The organism is uncultured Gordonia sp. (assembly GCF_937858515.1).
GTDB lineage: Bacteria > Actinomycetota > Actinomycetes > Mycobacteriales > Mycobacteriaceae > Gordonia.
Genome location: NZ_CALLZT010000190.1, coordinates 1 through 14,333, shown reverse-complemented (window position 1 = coordinate 14,333; position 14,333 = coordinate 1). Strand labels below are relative to the sequence as shown.

The window sequence follows — 14,333 nt, the reverse complement described above, 5'->3', positions numbered from 1 at the left end:
AAGCTGCTCGACGGGTTCAATTTCGAAAAAGGGGGCGGGCTGGTCGGTGGCGGCTGCTTCGATCTCGGCGGTGTAGATGTTGGTGCCGCCGATGTTGACGATGTCGGCGCTGCGGCCGGCCAGATACAGGTAGCCATCCTCGTCGAGGTAGCCGTTGTCACCGACATCGAGGAACTGGGGCTGGAGCCGGCCGTCGCCGATATAGCGGAAACGGGGCCAGTAATCGGCCCCCTTGACCTGCACGTGGCCGACGGTCCCGACGGGCACCACCTCGCCCTGGTCGTCGACAACGCGGACGTCGGCGCCGTCGACCGGTCTGCCCACCGACCCGGGGCGGGTGAGCCATTCGGCTGCTGAGATCCAGCAGATGGGGCCGGCTTCGGAGCAGCCGTAGAACTCGGTGACGGCGTCGCCGAACATGCCGATGGCGGCGTGTTTGATCGTGGGCGGACATGGGGCGGCCGAATGCACCACATGCGTCAGGCTCGACACGTCGTACCGGTCCCGGACGTCGGCCGGGAGGGCGGCCAGCCGAGACAACATCGTCGGTACCACCTTGGCGTGTTCTACGGCGAACTGCTCGACAAGCGACAGGAACTGCTCGGCGTCGAAACGTTCCATCAGCACCAGCGTCGACCCCATCCGCAGCGCCAGCGTCGCAATGGAATTCGGGCTGGTGTGGTAGAGCGGTCCGGGAATGAGCACGCAGCCGCCATCGCGGATACCCATCCGGGTTGCGGTCGACCCGGCCACCGACAGGATCTGCGCCGGTGTCATCAGCTCGCGGTCAACACCTTTCGGTGATCCAGTGGTTCCCGAGGTGTAGATGACCCCGAGCGAGGCGGCGAGCGCGCCGTCGATGTGGCCGATCGGTCCGGCGGCCGCACCGATCAGGTCGTCGAGGGCGGGGATGTCGCTGTCGTTGGCAGTGGTGAGGAACACCGCGCAGCGCACGCCCGCACGCATGATCGCGTGAGCCGCACGCTGGTGGAGATCAGGGTCGCAGAAGAGCACGGAGGTACCGCTGTCGCTGAGGACGTGCGCGATCTCGTGGGAGGTTGCGTGCCAGTTGATCGGCACCGGGCACCCGCCGGCCCCGGCAACGCCGATCGAGATCTCCAGGAACTCGATGCTGTTGCATGCCAGGATCGCGACCCGATCACCCACCCTGACGAGCTGTTCGGCCGCGAGATGGTCAGCCAGGAGTGCTGCTCTATGCAGGCACTGCTGCTGGGTTCGTTGTTCCAGCGTGCCGTTGGTGTGGGCGAGGATGACGGTGGGCGTCGGTGAGCGTGACATCAGCGCTGAGTCTTGCACATAGCAAACGGTCGGGTAGGGTAACCCCGGACATTACTGATTGAATCAATCACAAACTATCGTCACGGATGCGTGAACGTTCGCTGGCGTCGATGATCTGGTCGGGGGGCAGATGCAAGGCATCAGCGAGACGCTCGGTGTGGTGCGGCCCGAGCGTCAAATGCCCTTGTTCCAGGTAGGCGACCGTCGTAGTGGCCAGCGATGCCGCCGCCGCCAGTTGCGGTTGGGTCAGCCCTGCCCGGACCCGCAGATCAGCCAACGTCAGTTCGTCATCGGCGACGATCACCACATCGGCCATCGCGGCCCCGATCACGTCCACAGCAGCAGCAAGGGTGTCGACGTTGGGAATAGCGATGCCACGCTCCCAGGTGCTGATGGTGTTGACACTGAGGCCGCCACGACGGGCGATGTCGGCACGCGAGAGCCCCGCCGCTTCCCGGAGCGCACGAAACCGGCCCGGGTCAAAGCCGCGCACCACTTGCCGGCTCATCCGTCGACCCTGTCCGTTACCTGCCTCACGAGGTACCAATGTGCCCCACAACCCCACACTCGATTTAAGAATGTTGTTTTCAAAAAGCGTTACAGAATGTTACTATGCTGGGAACAGGTAGCTAGGTGACCTGAACGAGGAAAGAGGAACTCGTGGCCGGGCGGGATCAAGATTGCCGTCTATGTACTCCCGCCCAGCCGCGAGCTTTGGATACCCAACAGATGCGGTAGGTGAAGCATCGGTGGGCAGCTCAATGGTACCGCCAAGCGCGGTATTGCTGTCACCCAAGGCTTGCTTTCGCATCACAAACTGATGTGAAGGCAGGTGCAGGATGGTCATCCCGGCACAATCGCGGCCGAAGCGGCCGGCGTGTATGTGGATCGTCCGCGGTGCGGCTGCGCTGTCGGTTGCCGGCGTCGTTGCAGTCGGCGGAACTGTGCCGGCTGCGCATGCAGACAAGGGCACGTGCGCGAAGTTGTACGTCTTCGGGGTGCAGGGGACAGGGGACTCATCCGCTGATACATCCCCGACCACCGACTCGGGGATGCTGTCGTCGGTGATGAAGCCGCTGATGTCGATGGCCGGGTCCATCGTGCAACGCGCTTACGTTCCATACCCCGCCGGGTTCGGCGGGGCGGTCGGGGACTCGAATGTGCCGTTCGATCAGTCCGTGCAGAAGGGACTGGACCGCACCATCAGCATGACCAAGCAGGTCGCCACCAAATGCCCGGACACCATGTTCGCCTACACCGGCAACAGCCAGGGCACGGTCGTGGTGAAGAGGCTGATGCAGCAGATCAACAGCACCTCAAACCCGATCTCCGCCGACCGTGTCGGCGGTATCTCCATGTTCGGCGACGCATCCCGGCCGCAGGGATCGGGACCGTTCCCCGGCACCACAGCCACCCGGCCCAGCCCCGCACCGGGAACTGACGGTAAGGCCGTGAGCACTCTGCCCGCAATCACCGGCACATCACCGTCCGGCGGCGGTATCACCCCACCGGATGTGACCTCGTCGAATTACGGTCCGTTGGCCGGCCGGGTGCTGTCGAATTGCCAGGATGGGGACCTGGCCTGTGATGCGCCGGCCGACAGCCCGATCGTGCGGATGGTCGCCAACTTGGCCGGTCAGTCCACCCTGAACCTTGATGACCCGATCAAGTCGCTGACCTCGATCGCCGAGGCGATGGCGAATATGACGGCGAAAACGATTGTCCCGGTGATCAATGAAGACATCGGCGGCGAGACGATCGAGGATCTGACCTACTCCCCGAACACCTCGATGTCCGAGCGGTTGGCGGCGGCGTCGGATCCGCGGACCCCGATGCCTTCGCTCAGCGACGGCATCAACGCGCTACTCAAGGTCGGCACGATCGGGCTCAACGCGATCACGACTGTCGTCCAGGACGTGTTCACTCCCGAAACGATCACGGCGTTGGCCACCACCGGATTGACGAACCCGGTCGCTGCGCTGACGATGCTCGGCACGAAGGTGCTGGCATCGAGCGTCAAACTCGCACCACCGGCCACCATCAACCGGTGGATCAATGAGGCGTACGCAACGGTCGACCGGGAACTGACCTCCAACAAAGACCTGCTCGATGTCTCCAACCTGATCAAATATTGGAACACCGTCCAGTCGCACGGCTCCTACACCACTGCCTCGACGCGCACAGGCGGCATTTCGCCGGCCCGCTACACCGCGGAATGGTTCGCGGCGATCGCCGCAGACCTGGACGGCCGTACGTTCACCCCGTCGTCGCCGGACGGGGTTCCGGCGGTCGACGCCTCCAGCGCCCCCACCCCGATGGTGGTTCCGACGATCGAGAACGTCGCCTCGACCTCAACGGCATCGGCCACCCCGACAACTGAAACGACCGAACCGAGTTCGGTGCCGGAGCTGGCCAGCACACCAACCGAGCAGACCGAGCGCTCCGAATCCTCCGCCGCCACGGTGACCGTCACCGAAACCTCCACGGTGACAGTCACTGCCACACCAGCGCCCGCGCCGACGACCACGTCCGCCAGCGCTGACAGCACCGAAGTTCCCACCTCCAACTAGGACGCATCCGCGACCCCGCTTCTGTAACCGGAAGCGGGCGACCTGAGGAGATTTTGTTGTCAACAAACAAGACTGTCCCCACCGAAACCGAGTGGTGGGATGACATCGCAGCCTGGCCCACCCTGGAAACGCACGAAGACGGGTCCTCACACGATGAGTGGGGATGGCTCGATGAACTGCCCACTGCGGACAACGCCGCTCGATCCGCTGCACCGGTCCCAGGCAAGGGACGTAACTGGCCACAGCCGCGACGGCGGGCGCTGGTCACGGTCGGTGCGCTGGCCTCGGTTGCGGTAGTGACCGCCGGCGTGGTCATGCTGACCTCATCCTCGTCCGAGGATCATCAGCCCCCCGTGGCCACCGCAACCCCGTCGGTGCCAGTGACCGGGACAACCGCACCATCTGCTTCCTCGACTACGCCGGTCGATGACTGTCCATCGACGTCGAAAGCTGGTGTGGTCACCGGCAATGATCGCGGCCACCAGCTCAGCGGTCCGGGTGTGATCAAGGCCTTCGACTACGCCTACTACACCCGCCGGTCGGCGGTCGAGGCGGTGGCGGTGACCGCGACTTCGGCCCGGCTCAACAGCCTGAGCATGCAGACATTCATCGACAAACTGCCCCGCGGAACTGGCTACTGCCTGTCGATCACCGACCGGGGGAGCGGACTGTACGCGGTCAAGCTCACCGAGACCACACCGGGCAAACCGCCGACCGTGTACCGCCAGCTGATCGAAACCACCCGTGCGAACGGAAAAACGTGGATTGCGGCAATCCGGACCGACAAATCCACCCGATAAAGAAGGAAAAACAACAATGTACAGAGGTGTCTACCGACCCGAGGCGGGTCGAAGGCCACGGCACGCCAAGCACGGCACGACGCGCCGAGTTCGTCGGATCGCTGCTGCGGTGGCGGTAGCGGTGTCCACCGCACTCGGCGTCGCGTCAGGAGCCGGGGCCGCGCTGGCCGCTGAACAGGGTGGCACGACCACCACCAACACCGCCGAGCAGGGCGTCGTCGCGGATCAGTCGGTGCCCGAGCAAGGCGGCGTAGCCACGCCCGAACCTGCCCCGGCACCCAAACCTGCCCCGGCACCAGCTCCGGCACCGGCACCGGCACCTACCTACGATCCCGGCCCAACGCTGGTCCCAAGTCCTCCGTCGACGACGAACTGGGAGCCGTTGCCCGGCACAGCGACACCAGCTCCGGAACCGGCACCCGCGCCGGCTCCTGCGCCGGCTCCTGCACCGGCTCCTGCGCCAGTGACTCCGGCCACGAAGACCACCGCCGACGACAGCAGCAAGACCGACACGAAGAAGGACGACGACAAGAAGGTCGCCCGGTGGATCCCGCCGGAGGACAAGCTCCGGATCGGTGACATTGTCATCGACGAGGACAAGGTGCCCGACTTCCCGAACAAGAAGGCAGGCATTAACTCGGCGAACGAATGGTCGGCCTACGCCGAGCAGGAGATCGCGCAGGGCCTGGTCAACATGGGCGTGCCGAAAGACGAAGCCACCCGCCGAGCTGCCTCGGCCGTGGTCGGTATGGCCGCGGGCGGTGCGACCGGATTCGCCGTCGGGTTCACGCCCACCGCGATCGTCGCCGGCCCTGTGTCCATTGTCATCGGCCTCGCCCAGGCATCGGGAGTTTTTGGGCCAGTTCCCGCGATGTTGGCCCCGGCCGCGCCGGTGATCGGAGCCGGGATCTCTGTTGGCGCGGGCGTGCTGACGGGTGTTCCAGGTGCGGTTATCGGCGGAGTCCTGGGTACCGCCCTCGGTGGCGGTGATCTGGACTCGCAGCTGACCCGCCCGGACGGGACACCGTGGGCACCCAAGCATCGCAAGGACAAGGACGAGAAGTCCGCTCCGGCTGACACCGACACCACCGGTGGCCAGGTCACCGAGACCGCCACCGACACCACCAGTTCGGGACAGTTCTCGGTTCGCACCGTACCGGTCAACCCCACTCAGCCCGCACTCGATTACACGGTGAGCGATGCAGGTGATGTGTCGGCGTCGGTGACGGTCGCCGGCCGCGAGGTGAAGGTCGGGTGGACCGCAGAGCAGGCCAAGGCACCGCTGGATCCGATCAAGACGGTGATCCCCGACGTCGAGCAGCGCATCAACAAGGGTGTGCAGGACCTGAGCCGTCAGGCCGAGAAAATCATCCCCGGCCTGCAGGTGTCGTGGAATGCGCCGGTCCCGAAGGCATCCGGTGATTCCGGTGCAACCCAGAGTTCGAAGCAGGGCAATAACTCCTCGCCGACGAAGCGGACCACCCGCACGGCGAAGAAGTAGCGGAAAGGAGTCCTCCAATGTCTGAGGCTGATTGGCTCGCCACCGATGTCGACGAACAACCGGTGCTCGTGTGCTCCACCGCCGGTGGCACCGGGGTATCGGTGCTGTCGGCGTTGCTGGCTGACCGCCGCGCACGGTCCGGCCTGGGGTCGATGTCGTGGTGGGTGGATTGTGCTCCCGGCGACAGCGACCTTCCCGGCCGGATGGGAGTGGCCGTCGATGTCGACGGCGAGCCGGTCAGTTCCTCAGTCGGCGCGACGATCTGGCGACCGTCGCCGTCGCGGGCAACACCGTTTTCGCCGATCTCACCCGAATCGGCGTTGAAGGAGGCGACCAGTCGCGGCGCAGTGCCGGTCCTGGACACGGGGTCGTCGGCGCGGTCGGTGGTGCCGCTGCTGGCCGACAACCCCGCGATCGTGCCGGTACTCGTGCTCGGTGCGCGCCCGGATCTGCTGAACCGAGCGCGTCCGGTCCTGACCGAGTGGGCCGCGGCCGGTGTGCTTGCGCGAACGGTGCTGATCCTCAACGGGCAAGTCCCGCTGCAAGTTCAGCAACACCTGAGTGCGCAAGTCACAAATGCCCTCGCCGGCTGGGTGCGAGTGGTGATCACCATCCACTACGACCAGCACTTGGGTGCCGGTGGCGCGCTGAGTCCTGACCGGCGGGATCAGCTGTCCACGCAGTTCATGCAGATGCTCGGCAGGCTATCGGCTGCGACGGTGTCGCCTGCCCTCTCCCAGGCGAAGGCGGTGTAACGATGACTACTCGACTCATTGATCCGATCCTGCATGACCCGCTCCCGATCGAGGGCCGGTTCCCTCCGCTGTTCGCGCTGCTCGGCGCACATGGCGGTAGCGGCGCCGGCACCCTTGCGCGGGTGTGGGCGCCGGCCGTCGACACGAACGGGCAGTGGCCGGCGAACCCGCACACCACCCAACGGGTATTGATCGTGGCCCGCGAGCACATGGCAGGGGTCGCCGCCGCAGCCGACCTGCTCCGCGCTGCCGACGCCGGTCACCTCCCGCCCGGAGTACGTGTGCACGGACTGGTCCTGGTGGCTGCCCACCCAGGCAAACCCGAGAAGTCGGTCCGCCGCTACGCCGACACTGTCTCCGAACTCGCCCCACACACCTACCGCGTGCCCTGGTGTTCAGCGTTCCTAAGTTTGCTGCCCTCCCAACTTCCGTCCTGGAAACCCAGCGACGGAATCAAAATCACCAAAGCCAGTCGTGACGGCGCGTTGGCCAGTGTGCCCAGCGCAATCGCTGTCGTCGGGGATCAGATCTGCCGTGACCTCGACGCCACCCGCACGATCTCTGACTCTGAGGAGTTCTGAATGATCGACATCGTTCTCGCCGCCACCCACACCCTCGCCGAAAATGGGGTACCTGGGGTCAATATCACCCCGGTCGCTCCACCCGGCAGCAACAAGCTCAACACGATCCTGTCCTGGGGTGTGTGGATCGCATTCTTCTGCTGCATCGGCGCGTTCATCTACAACGCCGTCAAACTCGGCTGGGAAAGAAGTCAGGGCACGCTGACCAGCGAAGCATCAGCCAAGATCGTGATGACGTTGATTGGCTCTTCGCTCATTGGTTCTGCCACCGGCATCATCGGAGTATTGATGTGACCGCTCCGACGACCATCAAGGACACCTATGTACTCGATCGCGGAAGCGCTGGTGAGCGCTGCGCAACCATCCCGACCTCCCTCGCCAGACCCGCTTCCCGCCGAGGTGACCGAGCAGTTCGACATGCTGCTGGGCATGCTGCTGTGGGTCATCTGCGCGCTCGCAGTTGGGCGGTTGGTGTGGATCGGCGCGGAGATGGGATGGGCGAGATCTCACCCCTCAGCCGATCCACCGGATACCCCGTTCGGAGTGTTCGCCGGGATGTTCTTGGCCTCCGCGTCCTCCGGTATCGCCGGCTATCTACTTATCTTCTGACCGCTGCTCTGGCTGTGGCTGCTGTCACTGTCGCCGCTTGCGGTGGTGGCAGCAGTTCCACCAGCCCCGAGACTTCTGACCCGTACGCGCCGCCAACGAACGTGACGTGGACGACGTTCCAGGGTGTGTCGATTCCGTGCGCCGAGCAGGGGCCGGCTGACTGCCCGGCGGTGGCGCCCCGCGGGTACCAACACAACGGGGCCGGGGCCGCGCTCGCTGCGATCTCGGCGACCATCCGCATGTCGGTGGCCGCCGACAACGACATCCCGCGAGTACTGGGGATGCTGGTCGCGCCGAACGACGCTCGTGACGACTTCGCTGTCAACCGGCAACTCATCTCAATCACCACCCCGGTGCCAGAGGGCAAGGCCCCGCAGGTGCTCGGGTACGTCCTTGACGACTACACGCGGACTCGGGCGCAAGTCTCGATCATCACCCGCCAGCCAGACCAGTCCCTGACCAGCAACGCCGCGGTCGTCACCTGGAGCGCCGAAGGTGACTGGCGGCTCGAACTTCCCTCCACGGTGACCGCTCCCCGGGTGAAGGTCCTCACGGCCGTGCCCACACAGAACTTCATTCCACTTCCAAGCTCGAACTAGACCCGAAGGCTGCTCTCATGTCCCAACCCCGTACGTGGCTCAAACACCCTCTCACCTGGGGATCCGTTATCGTCCTCGTCGCTGTGGTCGGCGTGATCGGCTACGTCGGGAAAAACACCGACGACAGCGGCACCCCTACCCAGTCCGCCGCGCCGTCGACGGTGATCCGAACACCACAGGTTCCGACCACCACCACCGCACCCGGTGACTACATCGGCTCTGATGTCGATGCTCTGGGGCGCGGAATGCGAATCCCCACCAATCCCGATGGTCTGGTGCTTCCTCAGTCAAAGCCCTCAAGCGGCAAACTGACTGACCCGATTCCCTCGCCGGCGGGGCTGGAGTGGCAAAAGGTGTACGGCGTTCCGATGCCATTCACCACCAGTGACGGACCAACACGGATCACCGAGGACGGCGTACCTGTGGGATTCACCCGGACTCCTCAGGGCGCTGCGGTCGCTGCGCTGCAGATCATGTTCCGGGCCACCTACGGTCCGGCCGATGTGCGCAATGCCGTGCTCCGGACCAGCGTGATCGGGACCGAGCAGCAAAAGAACGTCCTCAGGGGGGCCACGAACCCCGCAGAGTATCAATCCATTCCTGAAGCGCTCCGGATCTCGGCGGATCAGTACACTACGACGACTGCGGTTGTCCGCTGGGCTTTTGGTCCGCTTCCTGCGCCGGCCGAACACCCCACTAGCACTGGACAATGCTGGTCTGCGGGCGAGGTTCCCCTGATCTGGGAAGACGATCAGTGGAAGCTGAAGCTGACCGAGGACGTGCTGACCTCTGACTACACCCGATTCATTGTCGAGACGCTGGATACTGGTGGGTGGTCACGATGGTTCTGAAACCATCTCGCCGCCGCTGGGTCACACGCATACTCGTTGCCATCGTCATCGCAATGGCACTGATGGTTCGCATCCCAGTTTCTGACAACGGAATCACAGAACCCATTGGTGTGCCTCCAGCAGCAGCAGCCCCTAAATTTGTCGAGGACATATTCAAGAATGCAGGGGACTGCGCTAAGAACCCTGTATCATGGATGGGCGGGTGGGGAATCTGTCTAGGCGCGAAGCAGGTAGACGGAGTTATTAAAGATGTCGCCGGAGATGGCTTCAAAGGTGTAGCGATGACGCTGCTCCACGGCTGGGAAAAGGTAATAAAGTACGGCCTGACGTGGTTCACCATCATAGATTCTCCCGACTACCGCTCAGATCCAGTGATTCAGTCAATACAGAGCGCTACCTACCAAATCCAGTTGTATGGACTGACACTCTCTCTCCTCATCGGGTCGCTGATGCTGATCAGAGCGCGTCGGCAGTCTGTGATGCAGAACGTCGAAGAATCGTTTATGTCGATGGTGAAAGCGGTATTCGGCGCCTGGATGTTCGGTGCCGTATTGCACTCGGCCACTATCGCCAGCGACAAGCTGGCCGACGTGTGGATCAAGAATGCAATGACCAACACTGACGGTTTCCTACAAAACATAGCCAAAGAAAATGAAGGCCTTATGCTCGCAGGCAGCGGCTTAGTGTTCATCATCTCAATAGTCGGCATCCTTGGATGCCTGCTCAACCTCGTTCTCCTGGTAGGTCGGCAGGCGATGCTAGCGGTGATAGTCACCACGATTCCGATCGTGGGCTCATTCGGAGGTACCGAGACAGGAAAATTGGCGTTCAGTCGTATGATCAAGTGGACGATCGCGCTTCTACTGTGGAAGCCCGTTGCGGCGCTCGTGTACTGGGTTGCATTCAGACTTGCCTCTTATAACGGCACCGAGACCAAAGACCCGCAGATTATACTGATGGGGTTGATCCTGATCTCACTGTCAGCATTCGTGCTACCGGTTCTGATGAAACTGGTGGCTGGCGGGGCGGCCATGACCGGCGGTTCCGGCGCACAGGCCGGAATGATGGCCGTGGGAGCAATCGCGGCCGCGGGAACTATGGCAGCAACTGGCGGGGCTAGTGGAGCCGCCGGCGGAGCCACTGCAGCGCAGTCAGGTGCGCAGGGCGGGTCCGCTGCCGGACCAGCAGGACCTACCGGGGGTAGTTCGGGACCAGCACCGCAGGGCACTGGCGGGTCGGGAGGGTCTGGCCCACAAGGTACCGACGGCGGAGGCAGCCACGGTGGTGGAGGAACTGCCCCACAAGGAACGGGCGGATCGCCTTCTGGCGGCGGATCTGGGTCGGGGTCCGGTTCAGGATCGGGGTCGCGTTCAGAATCTTCCGGCGGTAGTGCCGGTGTCTCGGCTGGTGAGCAGCGGTCGGCCAGTGAGTCGGGCGGTCGGGACCACGGGAACAGCGGTAGCAGCACGTCGGGTGCCCGGGACATGACTGTGGGCGCGGCGGCGATGTCGACGCGGTCAGCCGATGAGGTGTTCTCCGACGGCTACGAAGACGCGCCGGCGCCGTACGAGGGGAACTACCGATGACCTCGAATAACGCTGTGCTGCTGTATGGCCGATGGGAGAAGCCCCGATCGTCAGGCCTGTTCGGCATGACGTGGGGGGCGACGATGTTCTGCGGTGGTGTGGTCATTGCCGCGATTCTCGTCCTGATGTTCTTCCAGTCCGTCGTTCTGACCGGCGCCGTTCTTGTGTTCGGTGCCCTCGTTATCGGTCCGATGTTGTTACAGCGTCGCGGCCGCACCGCATGGGAGCTGATGATCGTGAAACTCAAATTCTGGGGTGCCCAGACTAAGGGCGAAAACATTTTCCGAGGCGGTGTGTTCGGTGTCATTCCGGGTCGCTCGAAGATGCCCGGCATCCAGGGACACACTGAGTTGTACGAGTACGAGCTGCGGACCGGGCAGCGGTTCGGGTTGATCCATTCACCGGCCAAGGATCATTACACGGTGGTCCTGGCCAGCCAGCCGCAGGGCCAGGAACTGGTCGAGCAGTCCCAGATCAATTCCTGGGTTCGGGGCTGGGACGACTTCCTCGCCGGCCTTGGCACCACCCACAATGTGGCCGGTGCAGTGGTGGTCGTCGAGACCGTCCCGGATCGGGGCACCCGCATCGCGGCCGAGGTGCGGGCGATCGTGTCCCCGGATGCCCCCGACTTCGCACGTGAGGTGATGGCGCAAACCGTCACGCACCGCCGGTCGGCGACTGTACGCAATGAAGTACGGATCGCTATCACCTTCCGCCGTCAGCGCGAAGCCGATAGCCGTGAGGTCGGTGACCAGGGCGTTGCGATTGGTCGGCTGCTCTCGACGATCATCAACCGTGCCGCACACGCCGGCTTGGATGCGTCCCCGATGACGGCCGCTGACCTGTGCGCGGTCGCAACCCGTTCCTTCCGACCCGAGGTCACCCATGACATCGAGCTGCTACAAACCCGCGGTGAGCACGATTCACTTCGCTGGGATGACACCGGATGTACGGGAGCGAAAGCGTTGTGGGATTCGTACGTGCACAACGGTTATCGGTCGGTGACCTGGGAGATGGCCGCAGCCCCCGCCGGGACGGTCACCCATGCCGCGTTACGGCCTCTGCTGGTGCCGCGGGCCGACATCCCCCGCAAACGGGTGGCGATCGTGTACCGCATCCACAACATCGGTGAAGCGGTCAAACTGGTCGATAACGACTTCAAGGACGCCCTGAACGCGGAGAGCGGCAAGAAGGGGGTCTCCTCGGCATCGGCGTCGATCCGGGTGGACAACACCCGCGCCGCCCGCGAGGAACAGGCCCGCGGTGCCGGTTTGACCCGGTTCGGGATGCTGATCACCTTGACCGCCCCCCTCGATGCCGACCTTCCGCAACTCTCCGCCGAAATCGAAGGCATGTCCTCGGCCGCCCGGATCGGGGTGCAGCGGGTGTTCGGCGGCCAGGACGCCGCGTTCGCGGGAAGTCTCGGACTCGGAATCCTGCTGCCCGAATACGCCGTCGTCAACAAGCGCCTCACCATCTGACGCACGATTCCTAAGGACCTTCAGTGACCAGCACCATGTCGCGGCACAGTCACCACCGCTCCGATGACACCGAAACCGAACCCACCCCTGCCACCACCCGGATCGGTGGAGTGCGGGTGATGACCGCTGGCCCCTACCTGGCGTTGCGGGCCGAAGCCCAAACGCTCACCGGATGGCGCGGGAGTCGAGCTCGGCGCCGTCTGGCGGCCGAGGAACGCCGCCGGGCGCTGGCGATCAAACGCGCCGTCGACCAGAGCGGGTTCGATGTCGACGGCGCCCAGGTGCCCGGAGCGTACGGTGTGGCCGGCGCCGGTGGAGGTCGCACCAACGTGGTGTTGCAGATGCCGGAGTGGCGTACCACAACTGCCCAGGTCGCTGGCGGGGTCTGGCCGTTCTCGATCGGAGCGTCCTCACCACTGCTGGGCACCCCGCTCGGGTCGCATCTGCAGACCGGTCAGGACTTCGGGTGCGACCCACTGTCATGGTTTTTGGCCGGGCTGATCACCGCCCCAACGGCGTTCGTGCTGGGGCTGAACGGGTTCGGCAAATCGTCACTAGTTCGTCGGCTGGCTGAGGGCAACATCGCGCAGGGGCACACCACGTTGTTCCTCGGCGACATCAAACCCGACTTCGCGCCATTGACCCATGCCTTCGAAGGTCAGGTCATCACCGGCGGCTACGGGTATCAGCAGATCAACCCACTGGCCGCCGGCGGGCTGGGCACCGCACTGATGCGTATCAACGCCGAAATCGCCGACCGAACCGCACGCGGTGAGGATCTCGGGAACCTACCCGACTTGTGGAACAGTGTCTCCACCGATCTGCGGTCCCGGCAGGTCCAAACGCTGGCCGGTTTGCTGGAAATCAGTCGTGCCGGCCGCGTTCAGGACTTCGAGGAAACCTTGCTGTCGTCGGCGCTGCACATCCTCTACACCCCGATCGAGCAGGGTGGAAAAGGGTTCAACGGCGCACACCCGCCGATCCTGGCTGACCTGTACGCGGTTCTCAAAGAAGGCAACGAGACTCTGCTCGAAGATGCCGCAGTCGGTGCAGACGACATGTTCGCATACGCGCAGGTGACCGCGAACCTGCGGCAGTCGCTGCGCGCCCTGATCCAAGGCCCGCTCGGCAAAGTGCTCAACGGGCAGACCACCGAACGCTGAACCTGGATTACCCTGCCATCTGCGTCGATGTGTCCCGAGTCCCCAAGGGAGACCGCAAACTCAAGGCGGCACTGCTGCTGGTGTGCTGGGCCGACGGGTTCGGTGCGGTCGAAGGTGCGCACGTCCTGGCCGATGCCGGTCTGGCACGGCGCAGAACATTCCAGGTCATCATCGACGAGTTGTGGCAGGTCATCGGTTCTGGATCGGGGATCGTCGACCGCATCGACGTCCTGGTGCGCGTGGAGAACCGCGGATCAGCGACCCAGGCCATCTTCGTCACCCACTCGGTCGCCGACCTGTCGGCGTTCGAATCAACCAAGGACGCCAACAAGGCACTGGGCTTCCTGGAGAAGGCGCGGCTCAAGTTCATCGGCCCTGTCGGCCCGGAAGAACTCGATCGGCTCTCCACAGTCACCCACATCAACGCCGCTGAGCGTGAACTGCTCACCTCTGCGGCGTCTACGCCACCGCCGTCGGAATCGGTGCTCTCGCGGCTACGTGCGGTGATGCGCCGCGGTGGCGGCGCCGCATCGTCTGT

General features: G+C 64.3%; 14 protein-coding genes and 1 pseudogene. 13 read left to right on the top strand and 2 right to left on the bottom strand.

From position 1 onward, the window contains the following. Both Q0627_RS18530 and Q0627_RS18525 read right to left on the bottom strand, forming a co-directional pair. Positions 1 to 1,299 (bottom strand): AMP-binding protein (locus Q0627_RS18530; protein ID WP_298811858.1); only part of this gene is annotated, 1,299 nt, incomplete at its 3' end. Positions 1,300 to 1,366: 67 nt separating this feature from the next. Beyond that, complete coding sequence (locus Q0627_RS18525) at positions 1,367 to 1,807, bottom strand: helix-turn-helix transcriptional regulator (RefSeq protein WP_213251127.1); 441 nt, start codon at positions 1,805 to 1,807, stop codon at positions 1,367 to 1,369. A gap of 331 nt (positions 1,808 to 2,138) precedes the next feature. On the opposite strand from Q0627_RS18525, the gene Q0627_RS18520 reads away from it, so the two are divergent. The 13 genes and pseudogenes from Q0627_RS18520 to Q0627_RS18460 all read left to right on the top strand — a co-directional run. Next, positions 2,139 to 3,869 (top strand): cutinase family protein, encoded by a 1,731-nt coding sequence (locus Q0627_RS18520; protein ID WP_298811856.1) that lies wholly within the window; start codon positions 2,139 to 2,141, stop codon positions 3,867 to 3,869. A 56-nt stretch (positions 3,870 to 3,925) separates the two neighbouring features. Then, positions 3,926 to 4,669 (top strand): hypothetical protein, encoded by a 744-nt coding sequence (locus tag Q0627_RS18515; RefSeq protein WP_298811854.1) that lies wholly within the window; start codon positions 3,926 to 3,928, stop codon positions 4,667 to 4,669. Positions 4,670 to 5,132: 463 nt separating this feature from the next. Beyond that, positions 5,133 to 6,170, top strand: coding sequence for a hypothetical protein (locus Q0627_RS18510; protein WP_213251120.1), 1,038 nt, complete (start codon positions 5,133 to 5,135; stop codon positions 6,168 to 6,170). A 17-nt stretch (positions 6,171 to 6,187) separates the two neighbouring features. Next, on the top strand, positions 6,188 to 6,925 hold the full coding sequence (locus Q0627_RS18505) for a hypothetical protein (protein WP_213251117.1): 738 nt from the start codon (positions 6,188 to 6,190) through the stop codon (positions 6,923 to 6,925). Positions 6,926 to 6,927: 2 nt separating this feature from the next. Then, positions 6,928 to 7,506: a DUF6668 family protein gene (locus tag Q0627_RS18500; protein ID WP_213251114.1), complete on the top strand. Its 579-nt coding sequence runs from the start codon at positions 6,928 to 6,930 to the stop codon at positions 7,504 to 7,506. Further along, complete coding sequence (locus Q0627_RS18495) at positions 7,507 to 7,800, top strand: hypothetical protein (RefSeq protein WP_213251111.1); 294 nt, start codon at positions 7,507 to 7,509, stop codon at positions 7,798 to 7,800. Positions 7,801 to 7,827: 27 nt separating this feature from the next. Beyond that, the gene (locus Q0627_RS18490; protein ID WP_246222380.1) at positions 7,828 to 8,115 is read left to right on the top strand and encodes a hypothetical protein; all 288 of its coding nucleotides are present in this window, start codon (positions 7,828 to 7,830) and stop codon (positions 8,113 to 8,115) included. A gap of 14 nt (positions 8,116 to 8,129) precedes the next feature. Next, positions 8,130 to 8,714 (top strand): hypothetical protein, encoded by a 585-nt coding sequence (locus Q0627_RS18485; protein ID WP_213251108.1) that lies wholly within the window; start codon positions 8,130 to 8,132, stop codon positions 8,712 to 8,714. A gap of 83 nt (positions 8,715 to 8,797) precedes the next feature. Continuing rightward, entirely contained in the window at positions 8,798 to 9,565 is a 768-nt protein-coding gene (locus tag Q0627_RS18480; RefSeq protein WP_298811850.1) for a hypothetical protein, read from the top strand. Positions 9,566 to 9,618: 53 nt separating this feature from the next. After that, entirely contained in the window at positions 9,619 to 11,151 is a 1,533-nt protein-coding gene (locus Q0627_RS18475; protein ID WP_246222379.1) for a hypothetical protein, read from the top strand. Then, entirely contained in the window at positions 11,148 to 12,632 is a 1,485-nt protein-coding gene (locus Q0627_RS18470; protein WP_213251099.1) for an SCO6880 family protein, read from the top strand. The genes Q0627_RS18475 and Q0627_RS18470 overlap by 4 nt, the downstream gene beginning before the upstream one ends. Positions 12,633 to 12,655: 23 nt before the next feature. After that, positions 12,656 to 13,795, top strand: coding sequence for a hypothetical protein (locus tag Q0627_RS18465; protein WP_298811847.1), 1,140 nt, complete (start codon positions 12,656 to 12,658; stop codon positions 13,793 to 13,795). Between the two features lie 29 nt (positions 13,796 to 13,824). Further along, positions 13,825 to 14,333 (top strand): annotated as a pseudogene (locus Q0627_RS18460) (hypothetical protein); the annotation flags it as partial.